The sequence below is a fragment of the Crossiella sp. S99.2 genome (genome assembly GCF_023094165.1).
In the GTDB taxonomy this organism is placed as follows: Bacteria; Actinomycetota; Actinomycetes; order Mycobacteriales; family Pseudonocardiaceae; genus Crossiella.
The window spans coordinates 32,985-59,811 of sequence record NZ_JALMDK010000001.1; the positions used below are offsets into that span (position 1 = coordinate 32,985).

The following is a 26,827-nucleotide window of genomic DNA, read 5'->3' on the forward strand; positions in this document are numbered from 1 at the left end:
GTGGGGGCCGGTGGAGCTAAAGGGTGGTGCTCAGTTGTTCAGGAACTCTCGGACGTTCGCCTTGGTGACGACCCGGACCGGGATCTCGATGAGGTTCCGGACGGTCTGACCCTTGAGGTAGCGAACCGCCTGCTCAACCGCCTGACGACCCAGTTCCCTCGGCTGCTGCGCCACAGTGGCGGCCATCTTGCCGCTGTCCACCGCGGCCAGCGCCTCGGGCGTGCCGTCGAAGCCGACGATCTGGAAGTCCTTGCCCGCGCGCTCGCCCAGTGCCTGCACCGCGCCAAGGGCCATGTCGTCGTTCTCGGCGAAGAGGCCCTTCACCCCGGACTTGGCAGTGACCATGTCGGTGGTCACCGACATGCCCTTGGCCCGGTCGAACTCGGCGGTCTTGGACAGCGCGATGCGGACACTGGAGCGCAGTGCCAGACCCTGCTGGAAGCCCTCCCCGCGGTCCCGGCTGGCCGAGGTGCCCAGCAGGCCCTGCAGGTGCAGCACCTCGCCGGGACCGGTGGCCTTGGCCAGCGCGGCGGCCGCCTCGACCCCGCCCTGCACGTTGTCCGAGGAGACCTCCGAGATCACCCGGCCACCGGTGACCGCGCGGTCCACCGCGACCAGCGGGATGCGCGCGTTCTCCGCCGCGATGGCCGCGGGCTTGGACTGCTCGGTGTCCACCGGGTTGAGCAGGATCGCCTTGACCCGCTGGCTGACCAGGCTCTGCACCTGGGTGAGCTGGGTGGTCGCGTCGTTGTTGGCGTCCATGTAGATGACCTTGACGCCCTGCTCCTTCTCGCCCTGCTGGACGCCCTCCTTGAGCTGGAGGAAGAAGGGGTTGGTCAGGGTGGAGGACGCGAAACCGATCACGATCTCCCCACCTGGGGCTGGGGTGTTCGCGTCAGTGCTCGGATCGCAGGCGGCGACGAACACGAGTGCGGCGGCGGTCGCGGCGGCGAGGATGGCCCGCCTGGAGTGCCTCATTGCGGAGTGTCCCTTTCTGCTGGTCCTCATCGGTCAGCGACTGCGGCGGCGAAGAGTGTCAACCAGGACGGCCACGGCGATCACCACGCCGATCACGACCTGTTGCCAGAAAGGAGAAACCTGGACCAGGTTGAGCCCGTTGCGCAATACGGCGAGGACCAGTGCTCCGACGAAAGCGCCGCTGGCCCGCCCGACTCCGCCCGAAAGGGAGGCGCCACCGATGACCACGGCGGCGATCGCGTCCAGCTCGTACCCCACAGCGGCCTGTGGCCCGGCCGAGCCGAGCCGACCGGCCAGCAGAATGCCCGCGATGCCCGCGAACAGCCCGGACAGCGCGTAGATGATCAACTTGTTCTTGCGGACGTCGATGCCGGAGAGCATCGCCGCCTCCTCGTTGCCGCCGATCGCGTACATCGTGCGGCCCGGGTAGGTCCGGTTGAGGATGAAACTTGTGAGCGCCAGCACACCGAGCATCACCAGCAGCGGCACGGGCAGGAAGTCGCCGATGGTGGAGCCGAGGAAGGTCACCTCGTCCGGAGTGACCTTGGGCGCGCCCTGGGAGACCACCAGGGTCAGGCCGCGGGCCACGCTGAGCATGGCCAGGGTGGCGATGAAGGCGGGCAGTCTGCCGTAGCTGACCAGCACGCCGTTGATCAGACCGGCCAGCGCGCCCACGCCCAGGCCGGCGATCAGCGCCAGCCAGCCGGGCAGACCGGTCTCGGCCGCTGTGTAGGCGGCCACGATGCCGGACAAGGCCGCCACGCTGCCGACCGAGAGGTCGACGCCGGCGGAGACGATCACGAAGGTCTGGCCGAAGGCGAGCACCGCGACCACCGCGGCCTGCACGCCCACGTTGAGCAGGTTCTGCGCGGTCAGGAAGGTCGGGGTGAGCAGGCTCAGGGTGACCACGAGCAGCAGCAGGCCACCGAGCGCGCCGTTGTCCGACAGCAGCCGCCCGAGGTCGGGACCCTTCCGCCGCTGGGTGGTTCCGGTGGTGGTGGTCATGCCCGCTGCTCCCGTGTGCTGTCGACGGTGATCCCGCCGGTTTCGTCCTGGTCCTGCCGGTTCTGCGCTTCGAGCTGCTCAGCCTGCTCGGCCTCGTTCCAGGCCGCGCTGAAGCTGGGCACCCGCCGCCGGGCCGCCGGGTCGGAGACGGCCAGCGCCATCACCGAGTCCTGGGTGGCCTCGGCCGCGCTGAGTTCGCCCGCCACCCGGCCACCGGCCATCACCAGCACCCGGTCGCTCATCCCGATCACCTCGGGCAGGTCGCTGGAGATCAGCACCACCGCGCGCCCGTTGGCGGTCATCTGGTTGATCAGCTCGTAGATCTCGACCTTGGCGCCCACGTCCACGCCGCGGGTCGGCTCGTCGAGCACGAGCACCTGCGGGTCGGCCAGCAGCCACTTGCCGATGGCGATCTTCTGCTGGTTGCCGCCGGAGAGTTCCTTCACGGTCTGGCCCAGCCCTGAACAACGCACCCGCAGCTTGCCGGAGATCTCCTCGGCCTTGCGCGCCTGCCCGCGCCGGTCGATCAGGCCGAGGTGGCTGGTTCCGCGCAGGGTCACCAGACCCAGGTTCTCCCCGACGCTGGAGGTCAGCACCAGGCCCTGGCCCTTGCGGTCCTCCGGCACCAGGCCCAGTCCGGCCCGCATGGTCGCCTGCACGTTGCCCGCGGGCAACTGCCGCCCGGCCACCTCGACCCGGCCCGAGTCGTAGCCGTCCACGCCGAAGACCGCGCGGGCCACCTCGGTCCGGCCGGAGCCGACCAGACCCGCGATGCCGAGCACCTCACCGGCCTTGACCTCGAAGGAGACATCGGCGAACGCGCCCTTGCGGCACAGCTTGTGCACCTTGAGCGCGACCGCGCCGCCCTCTTCGGCCCGGCGTGGGTACTGCTCCTCGATGGTCCGCCCGACCATCAGCTGGACCATCTCGTCCTCGGTGGACCCGGCGGGCAGCACGCCCACGCTGCGCCCGTCCCGCAGCACGGTGATCCGGTCCGCGATCCGGCGGATCTCCTCCAGGTGGTGGGTGATGAACACCAGGCCCACACCCTGCCGCCGGAGCTGGTCCATGATCTCCAGCAGCCGGTCGGTCTCGCTCTCGGTGAGCACCGCGGTGGGCTCGTCCAGCACCAGGATCCGGGCGTCCTGATCCAGCGCGCGGGCGATCTCCACCATCTGCTGCTGGGCGATGCCCAGCTTGCTCAGCGGGGTGGCCGGATCGACCTTGAGCCCGACCCGCTCCAGCAGCGGCACCGCGTCCCGGCGCATCCGCCGGTGGTCGATGACGCCGAAGCGGCGGGGCTGGCGGCCCAGGAACAGGTTCTCCGCCACCGAGAGCTGCCCGACCAGGGTCAGCTCCTGGTAGATCACGGCCAGGCCGAGTGAGCGGGCGTGCAGCGGCGAGGTGATCTTCACCTGCTCACCGGCCAGGAACACCTTCCCGGCATCCGGCTTGTGCACCCCGGCGAGCACCTTGACCAGCGTGCTCTTGCCCGCCCCGTTCTCCCCGAGCAGGACGTGCACCTCGCCCGCGCGCACCTCGAGATCCACATCGGCCAGCGCGAGCGCGCCGGTGAACCGCTTGGTGACACCTTCGACGCGGAGCAGGACGCTCATGCAATTCCTCCGTGTTCGCCACACGAACCGCGGGCGATCAACTTGGCCGACAGACTCACGTTCTTCGCGCGCTCGCCCGAGATGAGCCCGAGCAGTTCGCGCACTGCCGCGCTGCCCATCTCCTCGGTGGGCTGGGCGACCACCGTGATCGGCGGCTCGAACAGCGGAAACCAGGCCAGGTCGTCGTAGACGGCCAGGCCGACGTCGTGGGGCAGCCGCAGCCGCCGCCTGCGCAGCTCTTCGAGCGCGCCGAGGCCCATCAGGTTGTCCATCGCCACCAGCACGCTGGGTGCGTCCGGCAGGTCCAGCAGCTCACCGGCCGCGCGGGCGCCGCTGGCCCGGCGGAAGTCGCCGTGCGCGATCTGGGTGGCCTGCGCGGCCAGACCCAGTTCGGCCAGTGCCGAGGTGAACGCGGCCAGCCGCTCCCGGCCGGTGCTGGTGTTCTCCGGCCCGGCGATCACGCCGATCCGCCGGTGCCCCAGGCTCAGCAGGTGCTTGGCCAGTTCACGCAGCGCGGCCACGCCGTCGGCCCGGATCACCGGGGCGTCGCTGGCCGGCACCGCGCGGTCCAGCAGCACCAGCGGCACGCCGCTGTCGGTGACCTCGGCCAGCCACTCCGGATCGTCGCTGGCCGGGCAGACCAGCAGGCCGTCGACCCGGCGGTCCAGCAGCGTGCGCACGTAGCGGCGCTGCTGCTCATCGCTCTCGTCGGCGTTGCCGAAGACCACGCAGTAGCCGTGCTTGCGGGCCTCGTCCTCGACCGCCCTGGCAATCTCGCCGAAGAAGGGGTTCAGCAGATCGCTGATCACCAGCCCCAGGGTCTGGGTGCTGTGCATGCGCAGGGACCGGGCCAGCACGTTGGGCCGGTACCCCAGTTCGGCGACCGCGGTGAGCACGCGTTCGCGAGTGGCGTCAGTGGGCGCGGCATGGCCGTTCAGTACCCGGGACACCGTGGCGGTGGAGACGCCAGCACGTAGTGCGACGTCCTTCATGGTCGCCAACGACCCGATCCTCCAGACGTGGGTGGGGAAGTCCCCCGTCGTGTATCTGACTTACTACGTTCCGTTGTGTATTCGATTACAGGCCAAGGTTATTCGATTACACAAGCCGCCGAAAGTTCTGTATCGCTTCAGTAGCCAACAGATCACGAAGGGTTAACCCGTGCGAGATGTAGGTATTCGCACGGATGTCTCGGCGGGTCCGTACCGGGCAGAGTGTGTGTCGTGGGAGCCGGAAGTGCGCCTCCCCCGCCACTCCCGCGGTGTGGTTGGCGGAGGCGCATCCAGGTCTTTTCCGTGCACAGGGTGTCTGCTCCGCCGTCGCGGACAGCACGAGGGGGTGGACGGGAGAGAACAAGTCAGTGTCAGGGGCGGGTCGAGGGGGCCTGCCGGGGGACGACTGACAACAGAAGGGCCGCCATCTGGGGAGATGGCGGCCCTTCGGCTTGTTTCAGCTAGCCCAGGTCAGGCGCTGTCGGAACGCCGGCGTCGCCGGTTGGCCAGCAGCATCAGCCCGGCGCCGCCGCCCAGGGCCAGCAGGCCCAGTGCGACCAGCCACCCGACGTCGGCGCCGGTGTCGGCCAGCTTGCCCTGGTCAGCCACCGGAGCGGGCCACGGATCGGGGCCAGGGCCAGGGCCGGGACCGGGTGCGGGCTTCGGCGCGAGCAGGCCCGCGTCGATGGTGAGGTTCTCCCGCTGGCCCGGTCCGAGGGCGACCGGCTTGGCACAGCCGGTGGCCGGATCGGCGTCGGAGTCCTTCGCCGGATCCCCGGCCGCCGCCTTGGTCGGCAGGTAGCCGGCCAGTGCGGACGGCAGGCTCTTCAGCCCGAAGCAGACCGTGTAGTTGCCGTCCAGCAGGCCCTCCACCAGGTACTTGCCGTCCTTGCCGGTGCTGGTCTCCTTGACGGTCTTGCCGTCCTTGTCGACCACCTGCACCGGCACGCCGGGCACCCCTGGCTCATCCGGGTCCTGCAGGCCGTTGCCGTTCTTGTCCACCCACACGTAGTCGCCGAGCCGGTTCACCGGCGCCGCGATACCCGCGTCCAGGGTCAGGTCCTCCGGCTTGTCCACGCCGAGCGTCGTGGTCTTGGTGCACCACGTCGCCGGGTCGGCATCGGAGTCGGCGTCGGCCGCACCCGCGTTCTGCACGGTGACCTGGAAGTCACCGTAGGGCGCGGGAAGCGACTTGCCGTCGAAGCACACCTGGTAGGTGCCATCCGGCAGCTTGCCGAAGAGGTACTTGCCCTTGTCGTCGGTCTTCGTGGTTGCCAGCTGCTTGCCGCCGGCGTCCTTGAGCACCGCGGTCACCCCGGCCACCGGCTTCTCCCCGGCCTCCTGGATCCCGTTGCGGTTGGCGTCGACCCAGACGTAGTCGCCGAGCCGGTTCGGCTCCCGGAGACCCGCGTCGACGGTGAGCACCTCGCGCTTGCCCACGCTCAGCTCCACCGGGTTGGTGCAGCCGTCGGCGTTGGCGTCGGAGTCCTTGGCGTCCTCCGCGCCAGCGTCCTGCTTGGTGGGCAGGTAACCCGCGTTGGCCGCCGGCAGGGTCTTCAGGTCGAAGCACACCTGGTAGAGGCCGTTGGGCAGTCCCTCGACGAGGTACTTGCCCTGCTCGTTCGTTTTCGTGGTGACGGTTTCGCCGTTGCGGTTGCTGACCTTCACCGTGATGCCCGGCACCGGGGGTTCGCCCTGGTCCTGGACGCCGTTGCGGTTGGTGTCCACCCAGACGTAGTCGCCGAGGCGGTTCACCGGGGCCACCAGGCCCGCGTCCAGCGTCAGGTTCTCCCGCTTGCCGGTGCCCAGCCCGACCACCGGCGTGCACCCGGTGCCCGGGTCCGCGTCGGAGTCCTTGCCGTCGTCACCGGAGTTCGCCGTGGTCAGCGTGTAGTCGCCGACGTTGGCCGGGAGCTTCTTGACGTCGAAGCACACCAGGTAGCCGCCATCGGGCAGATCGTCGAACAGGTACTTGCCCTGCGCGTCGGTCGTGGTGGTCTGCTCAGCCCCGCTGACCGGCCGCAGCACCGCGGTCACCCCGGGCACGGGGGTCTCGCCCGTGTCCTGGACGCCGTTCTTGTTGGCGTCGACCCAGACGTAGTCGCCGAGCCGGTTCACCGGGCGGATCAGCCCGGCGTCCAGGGTCAGGTTCTCCCGCTTGCCCGGTCCGAGGTCCACCGCTTCGGTGCACCCGGAGGCCGGATCGGCGTCGGAGTCCTGGCCGTCGTCACCGGCGTAGCGCTTGGTGACCTGGTAGTCGGCGAAGTCGCCGGGCAGGCTCTTGAGGTCGAAGCAGACCGAGAACTTGCCGTCGGGCAGCTTGTCGAAGAGGTACTTGCCCTGCTCGTCGGTGATGGTGCTGCCCACCGTCGCGCCTGCGCCGTCTTTGACCACCACGGTCACCCCGGGCACCGGCGTTTCACCGGTGTCCTGGAGACCGTTCTTGTTGCTGTCCACCCAGACGTAGTCACCCAGCTTGTTCGGCGGGTTGACCAGACCGGCGTCCAGGGTGAGGTTCTGCCGCTTGCCCGCACCCAGTTCGACCACCTCGGTGCAGCCGGTGGCCGGGTCGGCGTCGGAGTCGGCGGTGTCCGCACCGGCGTTCGGCGTGGTCGGCAGGTAGTCCGCCACCGCCTGCGGCAGGCTCTTCAGGCTGAAGCACACCTGGTAGGAGCCGTCGGGCAGCTCGGTGAACAGGTACTTGCCGTTCGCGTCCGTGCTGGTGCTGCCGACCTCGGCGCCATCGCCCTTGAGCAGCGTGACCTTGACCCCCTCGACACCCGTTTCCGGCGCGTCCTGGAGGCCGTTCTTGTTGGTGTCGATCCACACGTAGTCGCCCAGCTGGTTCACCGGCGGCACCAGACCCGCGTCCAGCGTCAGGTCTTCCGGCTTGTCGATGTTCAGCGTGGTCGTCGCGGTGCAGCCGGTGGCCGGATCGGCGTCGGAGTCCTTCGCGTCATCCGTTCCGGTGTTGGCCTTGGTCGGCACGTAGTCACCGACGCCGGCCGGCAGCTTGGTCAGGTCGAAGCAGACCTGATAGGCGCCGTCCTTCAGCTTGTCGAACAGGTACTGCCCGCTCGCGTTGGTCGTGGTGTTGCCGAGCACCGCGCCGGAACCGTCCTTGAGGATCACCGGCACGCCCGCGACCGGGCTCTCCGGCGCGTCCTGGACGCCATCCTTGTTCGCGTCGATCCAGACGTAGTCGCCGAGCCGGTTGCCCGGCCGGATGCCCGCGTCCAGGGTCAGGTCCTCCCGCTTGTCCGGGCCGAGCGTGGTGCTCGCGGTGCAGCCGGTGGCCGGATCCGGGTCGGAGTCCTTGGCGTCCGCCCCGCCGGCGTTCGGCCTGGTGAGCAGGTAGCCCTGGTACTCGGGCGCGAGGCCGGAAAGGTCGAAGCAGACCGTGTAGGCGCCGTCCGGCAACGGGGTGATCAGGTACTTGCCGGTGGCGTCGGTGGTCGTGGTGCCCGCCGCGCTGCCGTCCGGCTTCTTCGCAGTCACCTTGACCCCGGGCACCGGCGGTTCACCGGTGTCCTGCACGCCGTTGCGGTTGGTGTCCACCCAGACCAGGTCACCCAGCTTGTTCGGCGGGGCGGCCGTGACGCCTGCGTCGACGCTGTGGTCGTCCGCGCCGGCTGGGCCGACGGTGACGGTGGCTGCGCTGGTGGCCGGGTCGACGTTGGAGTCCACGGTCCGGCTGGGCCCGGCCTCCTTGCCGGTCCAGTTCAAGGTGGCCGGTGGTGGTGCCCCCGGCAGGCCCGAGGTGTCCGCGGCGGAGTAGTCGAACTTCACCGTGTAGCAGCTCTCCGGCTGCACCCCCTCGGCCGCGCCGAAGTAGTACTGGCCCTTGGCATCGGTGGTCTTGGTGCCGAGCACCGTGCTGCTGCCGCAGGCCTGCAGGGTCACCTTGACCCCGGGCAGCGCGGGCTCACCGCCGTCCTGCACGCCGTCGGAGTCGGCGTCGAACCAGACCCGGTTGCCGATCTGCACCGGGGCCTGGTCGCAGAGCGCCTCCAGGTCGCCGAGGCCGTTGGCCTTGCCCCAGCCCTCGCTGGTCTCGTCCAGGACCTCGTAGGCGTTGGAGTGCTCGTCGTTCTGCATGGTGCCGTTGGCCCGGTCGAACCAGCCGATGCCGCCGGAGCGGAAGTCCAGCGGGTCCATCACGGTCGCGGGCATCCGGCTCGCGCCGGGCACGATCGCCACCGCGCCCATCGCGGTCTCGGCGTGCCTGCGGAAGAACTCGCCGGGGTAGTACTCGACCACCGAGGCCGGCTCGTTGCCGTTGTCCGAACCGGTGTTGTTGTTCGGGCAGTTGGCCGCGGTGCCCTCCCAGGAGAAGCTGCCACTGGCCTGCTTGCAGACCCGGTTGTAGTCACCGCCGATCACCGCGTTGTAGGTGGTGCCGCGGGCGCTGCCGTCCGGGGACGGGGTCTGCTGGCCGAGCTGGTCGCCGAAGCGGTCCCGGAAGCCGAGCACCAGGTCGCCGTCGGTTTCCACGCCGATGTCGGTCATCAGCGGCTGCGGGTAGGCCACGTTCTCCGAGTCGCGGTCGAACTGGGCCTGCCGGTGGGTGATCCGGTCCAGGTCCCAGGTGTCCAGCCACGGGTGCCAGGTGGTGCCGGAGTCGATGAAGGCCTCACCGCGCTGGAAGTCCAGCGTCTTGTTCACCACCGCGGCCCCGAAGGCGCCGCCGGTGAACGGGAACACCGCGGCCTTGACCTCGGCCAGCCGCTGGCTGGACCCGCCGGAGCAGACCCCGCCGACGTAGACCACGCCGTCCCTGGCGCCCAGTGCGCCGGGCCGCCAGTCCGCCGCGCTGGCGCAGGCCGTCGCCGGGATGGCGTAGGAGCCCTTCGGCGCGCTCGCGGTGGCCGCGGTGGCGTCGTAGACGTAGAGCTTCTTGTCCGCCATGTTGACGACGTAGAGGTCCTTGCCGTCCTCGGAGATCTCCAGATCGCCCAGGCTCTCCTTGCCGGGCACGCCGAAGAACTTGCCGTCGAAGTCGGTGTTCATCGCGTGCGCGGTCGAGCCCGCGTTGGGCACCGTGGCGAACTGGCTGGTCGCGCCGCCCACCGTGGTCACGTAGATCGCGCCCGCGCCGCCGGGGCCGTAGAGCCCGAGCCGCTTGGCGAAGGCGCCGGAGAACAACCGCTTGTCCGACTTGCGGTAGGCCATGCCGTAGACCGTGCCGGTCTGGCCCTGGTTGGCCAGCTGGGTGGGGGCCGGGGACTGCGCCCGCGCGGTGAACGGGAAGCTCACCAGGGAGCGGGCGCCCGGGTTCTGCCCGACCAGCAGCGCGTCCCGCTCGCAGGCGGTGGCCAGCGTCGGGTTGGCCTGGCAGTAGTCGGCCGGGTTCCACACGCCCATGGTCAGGGCGACGTTCTTGCCCGCGGCGACGTCGACGAATTCGGTCAGCGAGGAAAGACCCGTTCCGGCGGGCGCTGGCTTCAGGTAGGACTTGTCCGCGGGAATAGTCGCCTCAACGCGGTACTTGCCGCCGGTGACGCTTCCCAGTGCCACGGTCACCGCACCGTCAGCGCCGGTGTTCCCCGATGCCGAGCCGCCACTCGGATCGGTCACGGTCACCGGAATTCCGGCTACTCCCAGTTCCAGCGCAGGCTCATAAGTGCCATTGCCGTTGAGATCACGAACGACGCTCACGCGCAGGGTGCCATCGCCCGGACCCGCTGCCGCGGGTGCCGGGTGAACGAGGACAGCCGCGCTGGTCGCCGCAAGGGTGGCTGCTGCAACCAGCCCTATCGGTCTTCTCACGTCACGCTCCCGGGAATACGGTCACAGGAATTAGCTGAGTCGAAGATCGGCTCGCGCGCACGGTATTGCGCGGGAAGAGTGATGGAGGGTCACCAGCCAAGGTGAACTTTGCTCGCGGGGAAGCACTGAGTGCGGTCCGGTCCCCCGAATTCGCGTCGTTCTCGGGTTTTACCGACTACAGCCAGTAGGAGAAACGGGCTATCGTTGGGGTCCGGACACGATCTGGTCGCGAAATCCGGGTTCGGCCGGCGGATCGCGGCCAACGCGGAAAGCGATGGTCGTCGACTCGAACGAGGAAAGGGGTCAGGCGATGGTGTTGATCACCGGTGCCCGGCTGGTCACCTTGGGTGATCCGCGTCACGGAGTCGGGAACCCCTACTTCTTCGGTATGGTCTAGACCATGTCGGGAACCCAGCTGGTCGGTGTCGGAGTCAGCCCAGGTCAGGCCGCTGGGCCGGTGGTCAGGGTGGCCGAGCCGCTGCCGGAGCCGTCGGCGAGCCCGGCGCCCGCGGACACCGCGGCCGAGGCCGCGCGGATCAAACCGGCCGCGGACGCGGTGGTGGCCGAGCTGAACCGGCGGGCCGCCGCGGTCGAAGGTGAGTCCAGGGTGGTGCTGGAGACCACCGCCGCGATGGCCGCCGACCCGGCGCTGCTGGCCGAGGCGGAGAAGCTGGTGCGGGACCGCGGCCTGCCCGCGCCGCGCGCGGTGTTCGAGGCGGCCAACGGCTTCGCCACCATGCTCGCCGCCGCCGGTGGCTACCTGGCCGAACGGGCCAGGGACGTGCACGACGTGCGGGACCGGATCGTGGCCACCCTGCTGGACGTGCCCATGCCCGGCGTGCCCGCGCTGACCGGCCCGAGCGTGCTGGTGGCCCGCGACCTGGCCCCGGCCGACACCGCCGGCCTGGACCCGGAGCTGGTGCTGGCCCTGGTCACCGAGGAGGGCGGCCCCACCAGCCACACCGCGATCCTGGCCCGCTCGCTGGGCATTCCCGCGGTGGTGGCCTGCCGCGGCGTGCTCGCGCTCGACCCGGCCGGGCTGGTCGTGGACGGCGGCACCGGCCTGGTCACCGCGCCGGGCGGGACGGTGGCCGCCCAGGCGGTGGCCCGCGCGCCCAAGGTCGAGTGGAACGGGGTCGGCAAGCTCGCCGACGGGCACCGGGTGAAGGTGCTGGCCAACGTCGGCTCGGCCGAGGACGCCAGGACCGCGGTGGCCACCGGCGCGGAGGGCGTCGGCCTGTTCCGCACCGAGTTCTGCTTCCTCTCCGCCACCGAGGAACCCGCGGTGGCCGCCCAGCGCGAGGCCTACGCCGCGGTGCTCGCTCCGTTCCGGGGCAAGCCGGTCATCGTGCGCACCCTGGACGCGGGCGCGGACAAGCCGCTGCCCTTCCTCAACACCGTCGAGGAGCCCAACCCGGCACTGGGCGTGCGCGGCCTGCGCATCGCCAGGGAATCCGCCGGGGTGCTGGACCGGCAGCTCGAAGCCATCGTCGCGGCCGCCGCGGACACCGGGGCCGAGGTCTCGGTGATGGCGCCGATGGTGGCCACCGCCGAGGAGGCCGCCTGGTTCGCCGAGCGGGCCAAGGCCGCCGGGGTGACCAGGGCCGGGGTGATGATCGAGATCCCGGCCGCGGCACTGGCCGCGCGGGAGGTGCTGGACGCGGTCGACTTCGTCAGCCTGGGCACCAACGACCTGGCCCAGTACGTCTTCGCCGCCGACCGCATGCTCGGCGCGCTGGCCACCCTCAACGATCCCTGGCAGCCCGCCCTGCTCCGGCTGATCGCCCTGGTCGGCGAGGCCGCCACCGCCACCGGCAAACCGGCCGGGGTGTGCGGCGAGGCGGCCGCGGATCCGGACCTGGCCTGCGTGCTGGCCGGGCTCGGCTTGACCAGCCTGTCCATGAACAACGCCGCGCTGACCCAGGTCGGGGCCAGGCTCGCCGGGGTCCGCCTGGACGCCTGCCAGCTGGCTGCCCGAGCCGCGCTGGCCGCCAAGGACCCGGCGCACGCCCGGACCGCCGCACACGCCGCCCTGCACTGAGCCCAGTTCTGCGTAGGCCCGGGGTCAGCGGCGGAAGAACCGGGACTTCCGGGCCGGGCGCTTGATCTCCACCGAGCCGAAGCGGACCGTGCCGGTGAGGATGAAGTGCGGGTCACCGGGGCGATCGCCGCCGCCGACCTTGTCGGTGACGCCCCCGGCGGTCATGGCCAGCGAGTCCACGTTCACCGTGGCCCCCTCGGGCAGGATGAGCGTGGTGCTGCCCAGCGCGTTGTGCAGCTCGATGGTCACCACCGGCTCGGCGATCACCGCCTCGGTGAAGTCGAGCAGGGTGCTGCCCGCGGTGCCGCGCAGCACCAGCCTGCCGGGCACGATCCACCGGCCGCGGCGCTCCAGCGAGGACATCGCGTTGTGGCCCAGCACGAGCTCGCCGCGGGCCACCGACTCGTTGAGCACCATCCCCGGCACGTCCATGAGCACCGCGTTCAGCTCGCCGCGGGTGCGCGCGGTCAGCGCCCGGTCGGAGCGGGTGGTGAACTCGGCCAGGCTGATCCGGCCCTGGCCGGTGGCCCGCTCCAGGAGTTGCACCACGTGCATCCGCTCGGCGTCGGAGACCAGCAGGTTGCGGTGCTCCAGCTCTCCGGCCACCCTCACTCCTCGACGTCCAGGCCGTGCTCGATCGCGTAGCGGGCCAGCTCCACCCGGTTGTGCAGCTGGAGTTTGCGCAGCGTGGACTGCACGTGGTTCTCCACCGTGCGGTGCGAGATGACCAGCCGGGTGGCGATCTGCCGGGCGGTCAAACCCTTTGCCACCAGCCGCAGCACCTCGGTCTCCCGGTCGGTGAGCTGTGGCGCGGCCGGTCCGCCGTCGGGCGTGGTGGCCATCCGCCGGTACTCGCCGAGCACCAGCCCGGCCAGGCCGGGGGTGAACACCGCGTCCCCCGCGGCGGTCCGGCGCACCGCGTCGATCAGCTCCTCCGCCGAGGCCGACTTCACCAGGTAGCCGGAGGCCCCCGCCTTGACCGCCTCCAGCACGTCGTCGTGCTCGCCGCTGGCCGAGAGCACCAGCACCTTGGTCTCGCGCAGTTCGGCGGTGATCAGCCCGGCCGCCTGCACGCCGGAGGTCTCACCCATGTTCAGGTCCATCAGCACCACATCCGGGCGCACCGCCCGCGCGATGCGCACCGCGGCGTCCCCGTCGCCGGCGGTGGCCAGCACCTCGAACCCGCGTTCGGCCAGGTCGCGCGCCACCCCGTCGCGCCAGATCGGATGGTCGTCGACGACCATCACCGTCACCTTCGGCTCACTCATCGCCGTCCCCCCTTCATCGTGTGCCGCTGTGTTGTCTGACGCGGCACCCGGACCTCCCACTCGGTGCCCTCCCCGGCCCCGGTGTGCAGGGCGAGCGTGCCATGCAGGTCCTGCACCCGCCCCCGGATCGATTGCGCGATGCCCATTCGTCCCTCCGCCTCGGCCGCGGTGATCCGGCCGTCCGGAATGCCCGGCCCGTCGTCCCGGATGCTCACCACGACCTCCTCGCCCAGGTCCTCCACCAGCACCCAGGCCCGTGCCCTGACGCCGGCATGTTCGTCCACATTGGACAGTGCTTCCCTGGTCAGCGCGCACAGCTCGGCCGCGGTGTGCGCGGGCAGCAGCACCTGGGTGGCCGGCGCGGAGACCTGGAACCGCGGCGTGGCCAGCAGCTGGAGCTGCGGGCGCAGATCCACCTCACCGTCCACAGTGGACTCCGGTGGCTGGCTGGAGACCAGCGCGCGCAACGCTATTTCCTGCTCACCGGCCAGTTCGGCCAGTTCCGCGGTCTCCCCGCCCAGCTCCCGGCCGCGGCGGCGCACCCTGGCCAGCACCTGGAGCACCCCGTCGTGGATGGACCGGGCCAGCCGCTCCCGCTCCCTGGTCGCCGCCTCCGCCTGCAGCGCCCGGTGCAGCCGCTCGGCCGAACGCCGGGCCACCGAAGAGGCCAGTCCGATCACGAAGCCGACCCCGACCAGCAGCACGGTGTCCCTGGCGATGTCGGTGTCGAAGCGGGCCCGGATCAGCCAGCTCATCCCGGACACGATGGCCCCGGCCAGCATGCCCGGACCACGCCCGTGCAGCACCGCCATGGCCACCACGCACCCCGGCGCCCACACCGTGACCACGGTCGGCGCCGAGGAGAGCATGTAGGTCCGGTCGTGCACGAACCAGCAGGCCAGCATCAGCCCGGCGGTGATCACCACATCGGCCACCACCACCGAGGTCCGGCGGCCGCTCTCCCGGGAGTAGCAGTAGACGGTGACCGCGGTCCAGGCCGCCATCACGCCGAAGACCACCCAGCCGAGCCACTCCCGCTCGTACTGCGCGCGGTGTACCAACACCCCGCCCAGCGCGAACAGCAGCGTGACCACGCGCAACCACACGAGTGCGCGCCACAGCGGCATGACCGTCTCTCCCACGGATGACATCCTGCCTCACCAAGCGCATACCAATCCCCCCGCTTGGACGCAGTCCCACGCCGGTATCTGTGCCACCCTTGAGCGGGGGTGACGGTCGGCAGGGGGCCGGCTACGCATCGCCACGGGTTTCTGGTGTCCGCACCATGGGGGAGGCCGTCTTGCGTGACTGGCCACTGTGGACACTGCGTGGACCGGCGCTGGTGTACTGGCTGGTGATCGACGGTTTCGCAGTGTCTGCCGCGGTTCTGCTCACCGTGCTGGGGCATGCCCCGCGCACGGAGGATCTACCCAGGTTCATCGTGCTGGTGCTGACCGCCGCCCTGGTGGTCATCGGCACCAGCGTGGTCGGCGCGTTGCGGGTGGAACCCCAGCGCAGCCCCTGGGCCGTGCACGTGTCCTACCTGCTCGCCGGGGTGTTCGCGCTGCCCGGCAACCTGCTGGTGGTGCTGATGCTGGGGCCCGCGCTGCACGGCGCGCTCAGTCCCCGGCACCGGCCGCACCACTGGTTCTTCACCACCTCGGCCACCGTGCTGGCCACCATGGCCGCGCGCACCGTGGTCGGCTGGACCGAACCGCGCGCCGACCTGTTCGCGATGGTCGCCGCGGGCGCCACCCTGCTGGTGGTGCGGGCGCTGATCGTGGCCATCGGCCTGCGGCTGCGCAATCCGTCGGCCCGGCCGGAACAGGTGGTCGGGCAACTGCTGGATGTCACCGTGGCCGTGGTCGCGGTCTGCCTCGGCGGCCTGATGGCCATGGCCATGACCGACGATCCGCTGCGGGTGCTGCTGGCCGCGCCGCCGTTGCTGCTGCTGGAGAGCGCGGCCCAGTTGCCGCAGTGGCAACGCTCAGCCCAGCGGGATGCCAAAACCGGCCTGGCCAACTCGATGCACTGGGACCGGCTGGCCCGCGACGCCCTGGACCGGGCCCGCAACCGCAAGGCCGCCGCCGCCCTGCTGCTGCTCGACCTGGACCACTTCAAACGGGTCAACGACCGGGTCGGCCACCTGGCCGGGGACGCGGCGCTGGCCGCGGTGGGCAGGTTGCTGCTGGGCAGCGTCCGGCACGGCGAACTCGTCGGCCGCTTCGGCGGCGAGGAGTTCGTGGTGCTGCTCCCCGACACCACCCCCGGCGAGGCGGAACAGACCGCGCAACGGGTGCGGGCCGGCGTGGCCCAGCTGCGGGTGCCCACCACCGCCACCGACGGCCGCGACCACGAGCTGTCCGGGCTGACCGTGAGCATCGGCGTGGCCACCTCGCCGCGCTACGGCTACGTGCTGCCGGACCTGATGGTGGCCGCCGACTCCGCGCTGCTGGCCGCGAAAAGCTCCGGCCGCAACCTGGTCACGGTCGCCTAGACCGCGATCCCGTATAGGTGGATCAGGTGCCGGAGGGTGCGCTCGACCTGCTCGTCGCCGAGCGCGACATCGCAGAACACCGCCGCCGCCAGTTCGCTGTAGGCCGTGCCGTAGAGCGCGCTGCCCAGCCGCGGTTCGGCCCAGCGCACCGGTCCGACGTCATCCCGCCGGGCCAGGTCGACCCGCCGCAGGTTCGCCCAGGTCTCCAGCAGCCGCACCGCACCGCTGTTGTACCGCGCGGCGTAGACCACCCAGTCGGTGTCCGAGGTGGCGGTGTTCGCGTACATGCCCAGGCTCACGTGCCAGCGCGGTCCCCTGGTGTGCAGGCCCTGGTTGTGGTCGCCGGGGTTGCTCTCGAACCCGGGCAGGTACTTGCCGACCAGGAAGACCGTCGCGGCCCCGGAATCGCTGCGGATGCCGGGGAAGGAGTAGTGACCGTCGTTGAACCGCACGGCGGAGTGCCCGTGCACCGCGTCGGCCACGAAGTGCGCGGGCCGGTTGAGCGGCCTGCCGTGGTTGCCCGCCCCGCTGTGGTCGGTGAGCTGGGGCACGGGTGCGCCGTCCCGCAACGGCATCGGCCCTATCCCAGGGCCGCCGAGGTCGTGCAGCCCGTCGGCGCGGAAATGGCAGCGCAGGCCGGGCAGGCCCGCGATCAGGTCCTCGCCGCTCAGCGACACCGGCGGTAACGACACCGGCGGCGGCACCTCGCGCAGCCCGATCCGGGCCGACCCGCCCGGCGTGCTGGTGTTGAGCGCCAACGGCACGGTGGCAGGCAGCAGGCCCTCGTAGCGCCCCTGCCAGACCGGCCCGTCCGTGCCGACCAGCGCGAACAGTCCCCGCGCCTGGTGCTGGGTGAAGGAGCGCTCGATCGTGCACCAGCCGTCGGTGGCGCCGGAGTTCGGCAGCCCGGCGTTGGGCTCCAGCGCCACCAGCCGGACCCCGACCGTGCCCTTGTCGATGGTGCCGGCCTGGCAGTCCCGGATGACCAGCTGGGTCGGGCCGCCGGTGTGGTGCCCGAGGCTGGCCCAGAAGTAACTGTCCCGGGGCGGCCGCTCGGGCCGCTCCATGTCGATGGTCCAGTTGTCGAAGGTGCCGTGGCTCTGGAACAGCCGCACCACCGACTCGGGGTGCTCCTGCGCGTCGGTGCAGAACACGTCGCGGTAGGCCAGCGTGGACCGGCTCGCCTTCAGCGCCGTGCGGCCCCAGTACTTCAGCGCCAGGTAGTGCGCCCGCCCGATCTGGAAGTAGCTGTAGATCGCGGTGTCGGTCTGGAACTCGAACCGGCATCCGGTCAGATCCACCGGGTAGTTCGCGTCCACCTGGAAGCAGCTCAGCCCCTGCGCGCCCGCGACCACCACGAGGTCGGTGAACGAGCAGCCGATGGCCAGGCCGAGGCCGATCACCTGGCCGTAGTGGTCGGGCAGGTGACCGGGGCTGCCGCTGTGCAGGGTCAGCCGCTCGACCGAGTTCCCCACGATGCTGTTCAACGCGTCCAGCACCGGCGCCACCATGCCGTACCCGCTGAGGTTGCTCGCCGCGCCGTGCTCGGTGAAGTGCACGGCCGCCCACGGCAGCTGCAGATCGGGCAGCCCGGCCGGGTTCTTCACCGGCGGGCTGGTCATCGGCAGGAAGCAGCCGAATCCCGAGGCGGGCCCGTTCCGCCAGGTCAGGTCGGTGACCGGGCCGGCGGCGGTCTGCTGGTCCGGCAGGTCGAGGTACTGGGCGGTGGTGCACATCCGCAGCGCGCCGAAGGTGAGGTCGCCAGGGATGCCGAGGCCGGAGTCCTGAGTGTTGTCCCCGATCTTCGTCGAGGCGTTGTCCAGTGACCGCACCATGCCGAGGTGGAACGAGGCGCACCAGTTGACGCCGAAGGTCAGCCCCGGCTGCCCGGGGCGGTCCGCGGCCGGCCAGTTGTGGTTGATCAGCCGCAGATCCGGGCTGACCCGCCGCCGGTTCACCCAGGCCCGCACCATGCCCTGGCCGGCGCGCATGTCCAGCTCCAGCGAACACCGCAGCACCGGGTCCTGCGGGTCGAACGGGATCCGGATCTCCCTGCGCAGTCCGTCGCCGGTGACGAAGACGAACAGCACCGAGACCCCGTCGGGCTGGGTGTCGACGCGCGCGTAAAACGGTGCCGGCCGGTTGAACTCATCCAGCAGCCCGAACAGTTGCTGCCGCGTCCACGGCAGCGCGTTGTTGCACACCAGGAAGTCCAGGCTGAGCACCGAGGTGCCGCCCCAGAACCGGCGATCGGGCTGGCCGAAGGTGAACGGGGAGCAGGGCAGCGTGAGCAGCGCCGGGTCCGTTGTCCCGGTGCGGAAACCCCAGTACTGCCCGGGAGTGGTGGCCGTCGGATCCTCGAACAGCCCGTGCAGGTCCGGCCAGTGCGCGTCGCCGACCGGCCGTCCGAACGGCGCCCGCGGCATGCCGATGATCAGCGCCGGGAACGCCTGCGCGGTCCGCAGCACGGTGTCGGCCGCGTGCTCCCCGGCCAGCCGGATGTGCGGGCGGTCGAGCATGATCGGGCGCCGCAGCAGGTAGTCGCCAGGGCGCAGCCGCAGCGTGCCGCCGGCGGCCAGCTCGGGTGAGTCGATGGCCTGCTGGAGGATCGCCGACCAGTCCGGGTCGGGTCCGTGCGCGCCGGGGTCGATCGTGACGGTCGCCATGGCCGGACGGTATGCGCGGTCAGCCACTGACCAGCGAGGTCACGCCCCGCCGGTCGGCCGAGACTGCCCGGACGGGCGGCTAGGCGGGCTCGTCGCCCTTGCCGCCGGGGATCGCGTCGGCCCGGTTGGTCGGGTCCACCGACTCCGGATCCGGATCGTCCTCGTTGACCAGCGAGCGGATCGCCGAGTTCAGCACCGCCAGCACCGGCACGCCCAGCAGCGCGCCGGGGATCCCGGCCAGCGACAGGCCACCCATGATCACCAGGATCACCGCCAGCGGGTGCAGGGAGACCGCCTTGCCCAGCAGCAGGGGCTGCAGCACGTGGCTTTCCAGCTGCATCACCGCGATCACGATGATCAGCACCACCAGCGCCTCGATCGGGCCGTTGGCCACCAGGGCCACCAGCACCGCCACCGAACCGGCGATCAGCGAACCGATGATCGGCACGAACGCGGCCAGGAAGACCAGCGCGGCCAGCGGCACCGCCAGTGGCACGCCCACGATGGCCAGGCCGATGCCGATGCCCACCGCGTCCACGATGGCCACCACCACGGTCGCCCGCACGTAGCTGACCAGCGAGGCGAACCCGCGGCGGCCAGCCACGTCCACCCGCTTGCGGGCCCGGATCGGCACGCCCCTGGTGAGGAAGCTCCAGATGTTGCTGCCGTCGTGCAGGAAGAAGATCAGGGTGAACAACAGCAGCAGGAAGCCGGTGAGCAGCTCGCCGACGCCGACCGCGGTGGTCACCGTGGTGTTCACCGCGTTGGTGGCGATGGTGGAGATGTTGCTCTTGAGCATCTCCACGAACCGGCCCACGTACTGGTCCAGGTCCTGTGGGGTCAGCTGCAACGGGCCGTGCACCAGCCAGTCCCGGATCTGGTCGATCCCGACCACGACCTTGGCCTGCAGCTCGGGCACACCGTTGACGAAGGCCGCGACCACCGAGACCAGCACGCCGACCACCAGCAGCAGTCCGCCGACCAGGACGATCGTGGTGGCCGCCCATCCCGGCACCTTCCAGGCCACCAGGTGCTTGACCGCCGGCGCCATCAGCGCGGCCAGCAGCAGCGCGATGCCCACCGGGATCACCAGGCTGGCGAAGTAGCCGACCAGGAACACCAGCACGGCCAGCGCGCCGCAGAGAGTGAGGAAGCGCCAGGACAGCGCGGCTCCCACCCGGAGTCCGTAGGGGACCTGCTCGACAACCGCACGCCGGTCCGGAGTCGGCGGCACCCCGCTGCTGCTGCTCACGCCGATCACGGTAGCCGTGACCGAGTCGTCATGGGGCGAACCGCGCGGACCGTCCTCCGGTCTCTTGCCCATCCGTCCCCGTGCGGGTGAGATCGACAGCAATGGACCCGTATCCCAAGCCCTCGGATTTCACCGAGGTCGAGCGCGCGGTCTGCCGCGCCTTCGCGGTCGGCCGGCAGCTGATCCTCCCACTGGCGGGCGGTCCGGACACCCGGGTGCGGGCCAGCCTGCTGGCCGGGCTGCTCACCGGGCTCTACCGGCTGCGACCCGCCGGGGTGCCCGCGCTGCGGCTCACCGGCGCGAGCATCACCGGCCGCCTCGATCTGGAGGCGCTGGACATCCGCACCCTGATCGAGCTGACCCGGTGCAGCTTCGACACCGCGCCCGACCTGCGGATGGCCCAGCTGATCGGCCTGCGCCTGCCGGGCTGCCGGATGCCCGGTCTCAAGGGCCGCAACCTGCAGATCGACAGCGATCTGGTGCTGGAGGCCGGGTTCACCGCCACCGGCTGCGTCGACCTCACCGACGCCACCGTGCGCGGCACCCTGCGGCTGGCCGGCGCGGTGCTGCGCAGCCCGCAGGACCACGCGCTGCTCGGCGCCCGGCTGCGGATCAGCGGTTCGCTGCAGGCCACCTCGCTGCGGGCCACCGGCGAGGTGCGGCTGCGCGGGGCCACCGTCAGCGGCAACGTGCACCTGGGCGGCGCGCACCTGAGCAACCCGGGCGCGGACGCGCTGGAAGGCTCCGGGCTGGTCGTCTCCGGCAACCTGTTCTGCGACGGCGACGGCGGCCGGTTCACCGCCAGCGGCCGGGTGGTGCTCTCCGGCGCCCGGATCGGCGGGGACGCGGTGTTCACCGGCGCCCGGTTACAGGCCGGGGACTCCGCCGACTCGCCAATGCCGATCCTGCCGCACGGCCAGGCGCACGACGCGGCCTCACTGGTCGCCGACCGGATCACGGTGGACGGCAACGTGCAGCTCGACGACGGCTTCACCTCGCTGGGCTCGGTGCGGCTGCCCAACGCCAGCATCGGCGGCTACCTGCGCATGGTCGGCGCCACCCTCGGTCCGGAGTCCGCGCTGGCCGAACTGGAGGAGGAACACGAGAAGCAGCCGGTGCAGCGGTTCCCGGTGGCCCTGTTCGCCGATGGCATCGAGGTGCGCGGCGACCTGGAGGCCAGGGGCAAGGCGGTCCGGCTGCCCGACGGCCGGTTCGAGCGGCAGGGCGGCATGCGTGCCTACGGGCAGGTCCGGCTGGTCGACGCGCACGTGCACGGCAGCGCCAGCCTGTCCGGGGTGAAGCTGCACGGGCCCGGCATCGACGTGCTCTTCGCCGACCGGCTGCGCGTCGGCGGCACCTTGTTCCTGCGCGATCTGGCCGCCCGCGGCTCGGTGCGGCTGCAGAACGCCGCCATCGGCTCCACCCTGGACTGCTCCGGCGCCAAGCTGGTCGACCCGCGCCGCCGCAACGACGGCTCCATCAAACCCTCGCTGGACGCCCGGGTGGCCACCGTCGGCAAGGACCTGCTCTGCAGCTGGGGCATGGTGGCCGAGGGCGGGGTGCGGATCCGGCTGGTCGAGGTGGGCAAGATGGTCACCTTCACCGGCTCCGAACTGGGCGGCAGTGATGACGGCATCGCGCTCAACGCCTACGGCCTGACCGCACAGCAGCTCGTGGTGCGCTTCGGCCGCAAGCCGCTGGGCCGGGTGATCCTGAGCCGGGCCAAGGTGGTCACGGTCACCGACGGCGAGCTGCTGTGGCAGGCCACCGGCGGGCTCGACCTGGAGGACTTCTCCTACCAGGGCATCGCTGCCGACCCGGACGTCGATGTGCGCACCCGGCTGACCTGGCTGCGCACGGTGGCCCCGGACTACGCGCCCGGACCCTACGAGCAGCTGGCCAACGTCTACCGGGACGGCGGGCACGAGGAACGCGCGGAACGGGTGCTGCTGGAGAAGCAGCGGCACCGCTATACCGAGCTGGGCGTGGCCGGGCGGTTGTGGGGGCTGCTGCAGGAGGTCACCGTGGGCTACGGCTACCGGCCGTGGCTGGCGCTGCTGTGGCTGCTGGTGTTCTGGGCGGCTGGCGGCATCTGGTTCAACGAGATGTACAGCGCTGCTCCCGGTCCGCACCAATATCCGATCGAGCGCCTGGACTCCGACCAGAACCCGGTGTGGAACCCCTGGCTGCTCGCCGCGGACATGCTGCTGCCGATCGTCACCCTCGGCCAGGACAACATGTGGCGGATCACCGGCGCCTCGCAGTGGATATCCGTGGTGCTCACCGCGGTCGGCTGGATTCTCGCCTCCACCGCGGCGGCCGGCGCGACCCGCGTGTTGAAGCGAAACTGAATCAGCTTTAGCCAATTAACTCGATAGAGGGTATTCGGCCGCAGAGTTTGCGGACGGGGTTCTTGATCTGACATGTTCTGCGTTGTCCAGCTCAAGAATCTCCAGACGGAGGCGTGCACGTGCCGGGTACGGACCAGAATGTCGCGGGGGGTGGCCGAGTGCGTCGGCTGCTGTCCCGGGCGCTCGTGGTCTCCGGTGGCACGCTGATCGGCTGGCTGATCGCGGCTGGTTCGGCCAACGCCGCGGACCTGGTCCCGGTCGAGCCGGTGACCGACCCGGTGCAGAGCGTCACGCACGCTCTGGCCGCCTCCACTGACCAGGCCGCTGGCCTGGTCGGCGAGGTCAGGCACGCCGCTGACGAGGGCGTTCGCAGGGCGATCAGCGAGGCAACCTCGGTGATCAGCCAGCCCGCGCGGCAGGTCAAGGTCGATGGCCCCATCGAAGACGCCGTGCACAACGTGGCCAAGCTGTTCGAGCAGGCCCCGGTGCTCAGCGAGGTGGCCGAGGCGGTCACCACCGGTTCCGGGCCGTCCTCCCGGATGTACGCCAGGGACGCCGCCTACTTCGAGGGCGCCCCCGCCGCCGACGCCGAATCCCGTGTGGAGCAGGCGGCGACGGCCCCGGCGGCGAGTCAGCCCGATCGCCACCCCGTTCCGCCTGCGCCGTCCACGGCGCCGGTGCAGCAGCCAGGCCAGGTCGAGGACGCGCCCCGGCAACAGCCGCAGCCCGTCCAGCCTGGCCTTCCACTCCTCCCGCTGGTTCCGTTGCCGATGCCGGTGCCGACCAGCAACCCCGGTTCCTGCTCGTGCGGACACGACGGAACTGACGCGGCACTGGTCGCGCTCGGCGGCTACCTGCCGATGCACTCTCTGATGGACACCACGCGTGGCCAGCTGGCGGACTCCGCCGCGGCCGACTGCGTGCTCGCCGGGCAGGCCAAGGCACCCGGCACCACCCCCGACTGACCACCCCGGCGCGGTAAGCGACCTCTGTCCTGAGTTCGGCGTGCTGCCGGGGCTTTTCTCTCGGCGCTCCGCTCGCCGTTCTCGCAGGTCGCAGAAATCGCGCCATTCCGGTGCACGTCGATTTTATTCGGCGTGCCTGAAATACCCCCAATGACCCGGGTGGCCGATTGCCCCGACGTGAATTCACGTCCGGCCATCCGACCCCATTCCCCCTCCCGCCAGGGGGAACAACAAAAGGAGATCCACAATGCACATCTGGGCGAAGCGCGGTCTGAAGACCGTACTCGTCACCGGTGGGCTGCTCGCCCTCGGCACTGGCGTCGCCAGCGCCGGCGAGAACCCCGACGGCGAATCCACTCCCCTGGGCGCCTCGGTCAGCATCCCGGTTCACTTCGACAACAACGCCGTTGGCACCGCGCTGGGTGAGGTCGACCTCCCGCCGCTGCACAACGAAGCGCTGACCGTCGACACCCGCAAGATCATCCCGAACCTGCCCTTCGGTGGCGCTGCCACCGAGGCCGGCAAGTCGGTGAAGCTGCCCCAGCTCGGCGGCAAGGGCAAGACCTCGACCAAGGCCGACGACGCCCCCAAGCTGGGCGAAGCCGACCTGCTGCGCAAGAACCAGATCCACGCTGACGCCGTCGTGCCGGTGATCATCGAGGGCAACGCCATCGCCGCCACCGGCGACGCGGACGTCGAGAACGTCAGCGAGTACAGCTACAGCAAGCCCGAGGTCGTCGTCACCAACGGCGACAGCGGCAGCATCGCGGGCAACGTGGTCGACGCCGACCTGGTTTCCCCGATCCTGGTGTCGGGCAACGCGGTCGCCGCGGCGGGCCACGCCGAGGCGCAGAGCGTGTCCATGCTGGAAGCCCAGTCCGGTGGCGACATCGAGACTTCGGGCAAGGACTCCTCGCTCTCCGGTAACGCCGTTGCCCTGCCGCTGGCCACCCCGGTCCAGCTGACCGGCAACGCCGTCTCCGGTGCCGCGGGTGTCGCCGACACCAACAACGAGTCCTCGATCGCCGCCGACGCCGGTGGCAACGTCGACTCCGACGGTGAGGGCTCCACCCTCGGCGGCAACATCGGCCACGGCCAGCTGGCCCTGCCGGTGGAGGGCAACAACAACGCCCTCGTCGTCTTCCCGGTCGGCAACTCGAACGCGACCGGCGCCACCACCGCGGACGCCATCGCGGGTGGGGACAGCGTCACCTCCGGCTACGACAGCGGCATCGGTGGCAACCTGATCACGCCGAACGTGGCCGGCCCGGTCACCGTGGCGGGCAACGCCCTCGCCTGGGGCGGCCTGGCCGACTCGGTCTCCGAGTCCACCAGCACCGCGCAGACCGGCGGCCTGCTGATGACCAACGGTGACGAGAGCACCGGCGGTGGCAACATCGTCGACGCCGCGATCGCCGAGCCCGTCCAGGTGCTGGGCAACTCCGGTGGCTGGGTGTCCAACACGGACGCGCAGCACACCCAGGTGACCGAGTCCGTTGCCGGTGGGGACGCCTTCACCAACGGCGACAACGGCATGGTCGCCGGCATCATCGGCTCCGCGCCGCTGACCCTGCCGGCCGAGGTCTCCGCCGTCTCCGGTGGCTGGATCGCCAACGCCGACTCGGCCGCCAGCACCGACACCACCACCGACGCCGGTGGCCTGATCGGCACCCGCGGCAACGACTCGCTGGTCGCCGGTGACGGCGTCCAGGTGCCGGTGGCCATCCCGGCCAGCGTCGAGGGCGTGACCGGCGGCTGGATCGTCAACGGCACCGCGCAGTCCACCAGCACCACGGACTCCGAGGCCGGCGGCGACAACACCGCGACCGACGACGACGCGCTGGGCAGCGGCAACGCCGTGTCCACCCCGGTCTCCGGCCCGGTGGCCGTGACCGGCAGCACGCTCGGCTGGATCGTCCGCGGTGAGTCGTGGAGCGAGTACACCGCCGACGTCGTCTCCGGTGGGGACGTGACCGGCAACGGCACCGACGGTGGCCTCTCCGGCAACGTCGTGCAGACCCCGGTGGCACTGCCCGTCCAGGGCCAGGGCCTCTCCGGTGGCTGGATCGTCGTGTCCGAGGCCGAGTCGGAGAACACCGTGTCCTCCGTGGCCGGTGGCGACTCGACCTCCGAGGGCTCGCACGGCGTGCTGACCGGCAACCTGATCACCCCCGCGGTGGCCGGGCCGGTCCAGGCCGAGGGCATCGGCGGCGGCTGGCTGGTCAACTCCAGCGGCGCCGCGGAGAACACCACCGACGCGGTGGCCGGTGGCGACAACACCACCGCCGGTGACATGGGCGGCCTGGCTGGCCTGGTCGCGACCGCTCCGGTGGCCGTGCCCACCGAGGTCGGTGGCATCGGCGCGGGCTGGATGGTGCTGGCCGACGGCGCCGCGTCCAACGCGGTGACCTCCGAGGCCGGTGGCGACACCGAGACCAGTGGCGTCAAGGGCACCGGGACCGGGACCGTCGCGAACGTGCCGGTCGCCGCAGTGCTGGAAGCCTCCGGTGACTCGGTGAACTGGATCGGCACCACCTCCGGTGTGGCCGACAACAGCATTGCCTCCGAGGCCGGCGGCAGCACCGTGACCGACGGTGTCAGCAGCTTCCTCGGCGGCGACATCCTCACCGCTCCGTTCGGCCCGTACCTCGGGGCCAACGGCCTCGCCGCCTCGCTGACCGGCACGGCCGACGCCGTGGCCGCCAACAAGGTGGAGAACGAGACCGGTGGCGACCTCGCCACCGCCGGTGACGGTGGCTCGGTGGCAGGCAGCATCGTGAACGTGCCCGTCGGCGCGGCTGCCCAGCCGTTCGGCGACGCGATCGCGGCGCTGGCCGTGTCCGACGCGCTGGCCGACAGCAAGGTGGACAGCACCGTCGGCGGCCAGGGCACCACCTCGGGCTCCGAGGGCGGCAGCCTCTCCGGCTTCAACCTCTTCGCCCCGTTCGGTGCCATCGCGCAGGTCTACGACATCCCGGTCGAGGTCGTCGGCGACGCCATGACCAACGCTTCTGAGGCCACCGACATGCAGGTTGGCGGCGCCCCCGCCGAGCTGCAGATCCCGGTGACCGACATGGAGCTGGGCAAGAACCTGCCCGGAGTGACGGACGTGCCCTTCGGGTTCTCCGGCGCCCAGGGCCGCACCGCGGCTCCGGTCAACGGGCCGCTGGGCGTCTCCGGTGGCAAGTTCGGCCTGCCGAGCCTGCTCGACGGTGGCCTGATCCCGGCTCTGCCGACCCTGCCGAAGGTCTCGGTGCCCACCCTCCCGGGTGTGCCCGCGGTCCCCGGCGCCGGTCGCCAGGCTGACCTGCCGGGTCTGGGCGGCGGCCTGCTGCCGACCCTGCCCGCACTGCCCAAGGTGGGCGTTCCGGGAGTTCCGGCCATGCCGAAGCTGCCCTCCGCCACCGCCTGATCACAGGTCCAGGGC

Annotated in this window: 15 protein-coding genes; 5 read left to right on the top strand and 10 right to left on the bottom strand. The window is 71.2% G+C overall.

The genetic code is table 11. The features are described 5' to 3' along the window. Nucleotides 1-30: 30 nt before the first annotated feature. The 5 genes from MZC64_RS00150 to MZC64_RS00170 form a co-directional block, all read right to left on the bottom strand. Nucleotides 31-978, bottom strand: a complete 948-nt coding sequence (locus tag MZC64_RS00150; RefSeq protein WP_247755041.1) for a substrate-binding domain-containing protein — start codon at nt 976-978, stop codon at nt 31-33. A gap of 33 nt (nt 979-1,011) precedes the next feature. After that, nucleotides 1,012-1,983 carry an ABC transporter permease gene (locus MZC64_RS00155; RefSeq protein ID WP_247755042.1) on the bottom strand — a complete coding sequence of 324 codons (972 nt, stop codon included), beginning with the start codon at nt 1,981-1,983 and terminating at the stop codon, nt 1,012-1,014. Further along, a complete protein-coding gene (locus MZC64_RS00160) occupies nt 1,980-3,599 on the bottom strand; it encodes a sugar ABC transporter ATP-binding protein (protein ID WP_247755043.1) in 1,620 nt (539 codons plus the stop codon). Before MZC64_RS00160 ends, MZC64_RS00155 begins: the two co-directional genes overlap by 4 nt. Beyond that, nucleotides 3,596-4,591 (bottom strand): LacI family DNA-binding transcriptional regulator, encoded by a 996-nt coding sequence (locus MZC64_RS00165; RefSeq protein WP_247756168.1) that lies wholly within the window; start codon nt 4,589-4,591, stop codon nt 3,596-3,598. Before MZC64_RS00165 ends, MZC64_RS00160 begins: the two co-directional genes overlap by 4 nt. A gap of 471 nt (nt 4,592-5,062) precedes the next feature. Beyond that, on the bottom strand, nt 5,063-10,249 hold the full coding sequence (locus MZC64_RS00170; RefSeq protein ID WP_247755044.1) for an SdrD B-like domain-containing protein: 5,187 nt from the start codon (nt 10,247-10,249) through the stop codon (nt 5,063-5,065). Between the two features lie 511 nt (nt 10,250-10,760). Between MZC64_RS00170 and ptsP the strand changes: the two genes are divergently transcribed. Then, on the top strand, nt 10,761-12,401 hold the full coding sequence (gene ptsP / locus MZC64_RS00175) for a phosphoenolpyruvate--protein phosphotransferase (protein WP_247755045.1): 1,641 nt from the start codon (nt 10,761-10,763) through the stop codon (nt 12,399-12,401). A gap of 24 nt (nt 12,402-12,425) precedes the next feature. Here the strand turns inward: ptsP and MZC64_RS00180 are convergent, their stop codons facing one another. From MZC64_RS00180 to macS, 3 genes are read right to left on the bottom strand one after another with little or no spacing between them, the layout of a single operon-like run. Beyond that, nucleotides 12,426-13,007, bottom strand: a complete 582-nt coding sequence (locus MZC64_RS00180) for a DUF1707 domain-containing protein (RefSeq protein WP_247755046.1) — start codon at nt 13,005-13,007, stop codon at nt 12,426-12,428. A 2-nt stretch (nt 13,008-13,009) separates the two neighbouring features. Next, nucleotides 13,010-13,669, bottom strand: coding sequence for a response regulator transcription factor (locus tag MZC64_RS00185; protein WP_247755047.1), 660 nt, complete (start codon nt 13,667-13,669; stop codon nt 13,010-13,012). Beyond that, on the bottom strand, nt 13,666-14,820 hold the full coding sequence (gene macS / locus MZC64_RS00190) for a MacS family sensor histidine kinase (protein WP_247755048.1): 1,155 nt from the start codon (nt 14,818-14,820) through the stop codon (nt 13,666-13,668). Before macS ends, MZC64_RS00185 begins: the two co-directional genes overlap by 4 nt. Nucleotides 14,821-14,969: 149 nt before the next feature. On the opposite strand from macS, the gene MZC64_RS00195 reads away from it, so the two are divergent. Continuing rightward, a complete protein-coding gene (locus MZC64_RS00195; RefSeq protein WP_247755049.1) occupies nt 14,970-16,166 on the top strand; it encodes a GGDEF domain-containing protein in 1,197 nt (398 codons plus the stop codon). Here MZC64_RS00195 and MZC64_RS00200 read toward each other — a convergent pair. Together MZC64_RS00200 and MZC64_RS00205 are read right to left on the bottom strand one after the other, a co-directional pair. Then, complete coding sequence (locus tag MZC64_RS00200; RefSeq protein WP_247755050.1) at nt 16,163-18,832, bottom strand: hypothetical protein; 2,670 nt, start codon at nt 18,830-18,832, stop codon at nt 16,163-16,165. The genes MZC64_RS00195 and MZC64_RS00200 overlap by 4 nt on opposite strands. Nucleotides 18,833-18,911: 79 nt before the next feature. Then, nucleotides 18,912-20,084 carry an AI-2E family transporter gene (locus MZC64_RS00205; protein WP_247755051.1) on the bottom strand — a complete coding sequence of 391 codons (1,173 nt, stop codon included), beginning with the start codon at nt 20,082-20,084 and terminating at the stop codon, nt 18,912-18,914. 101 nt (nt 20,085-20,185) lie between these two features. Between MZC64_RS00205 and MZC64_RS00210 the strand changes: the two genes are divergently transcribed. From MZC64_RS00210 to MZC64_RS00220, 3 genes are all read left to right on the top strand, one after another. Further along, nucleotides 20,186-22,435 (top strand): hypothetical protein, encoded by a 2,250-nt coding sequence (locus MZC64_RS00210; protein ID WP_247755052.1) that lies wholly within the window; start codon nt 20,186-20,188, stop codon nt 22,433-22,435. Between the two features lie 158 nt (nt 22,436-22,593). Then, nucleotides 22,594-23,400, top strand: coding sequence for a hypothetical protein (locus tag MZC64_RS00215; protein WP_247755053.1), 807 nt, complete (start codon nt 22,594-22,596; stop codon nt 23,398-23,400). Nucleotides 23,401-23,647: 247 nt separating this feature from the next. Further along, complete coding sequence (locus MZC64_RS00220; protein WP_247755054.1) at nt 23,648-26,812, top strand: hypothetical protein; 3,165 nt, start codon at nt 23,648-23,650, stop codon at nt 26,810-26,812. The last annotated feature ends 15 nt before the right edge of the window (nt 26,813-26,827 follow it).

Coding starts and splice junctions, on each gene's coding strand:
- MZC64_RS00150 (WP_247755041.1), bottom strand. CDS start 978: ATGAGGCACTCCAGGCGGGCCATCCTCGCCGCCGCGACCGCCGCCGCA.
- MZC64_RS00155 (WP_247755042.1), bottom strand. CDS start 1,983: ATGACCACCACCACCGGAACCACCCAGCGGCGGAAGGGTCCCGACCTC.
- MZC64_RS00160 (WP_247755043.1), bottom strand. CDS start 3,599: ATGAGCGTCCTGCTCCGCGTCGAAGGTGTCACCAAGCGGTTCACCGGC.
- MZC64_RS00165 (WP_247756168.1), bottom strand. CDS start 4,591: ATGAAGGACGTCGCACTACGTGCTGGCGTCTCCACCGCCACGGTGTCC.
- ptsP (WP_247755045.1), top strand. CDS start 10,761: ATGTCGGGAACCCAGCTGGTCGGTGTCGGAGTCAGCCCAGGTCAGGCC.
- MZC64_RS00185 (WP_247755047.1), bottom strand. CDS start 13,669: ATGAGTGAGCCGAAGGTGACGGTGATGGTCGTCGACGACCATCCGATC.
- macS (WP_247755048.1), bottom strand. CDS start 14,820: ATGTCATCCGTGGGAGAGACGGTCATGCCGCTGTGGCGCGCACTCGTG.
- MZC64_RS00200 (WP_247755050.1), bottom strand. CDS start 18,832: ATGGCGACCGTCACGATCGACCCCGGCGCGCACGGACCCGACCCGGAC.
- MZC64_RS00210 (WP_247755052.1), top strand. CDS start 20,186: ATGGACCCGTATCCCAAGCCCTCGGATTTCACCGAGGTCGAGCGCGCG.
- MZC64_RS00220 (WP_247755054.1), top strand. CDS start 23,648: ATGCACATCTGGGCGAAGCGCGGTCTGAAGACCGTACTCGTCACCGGT.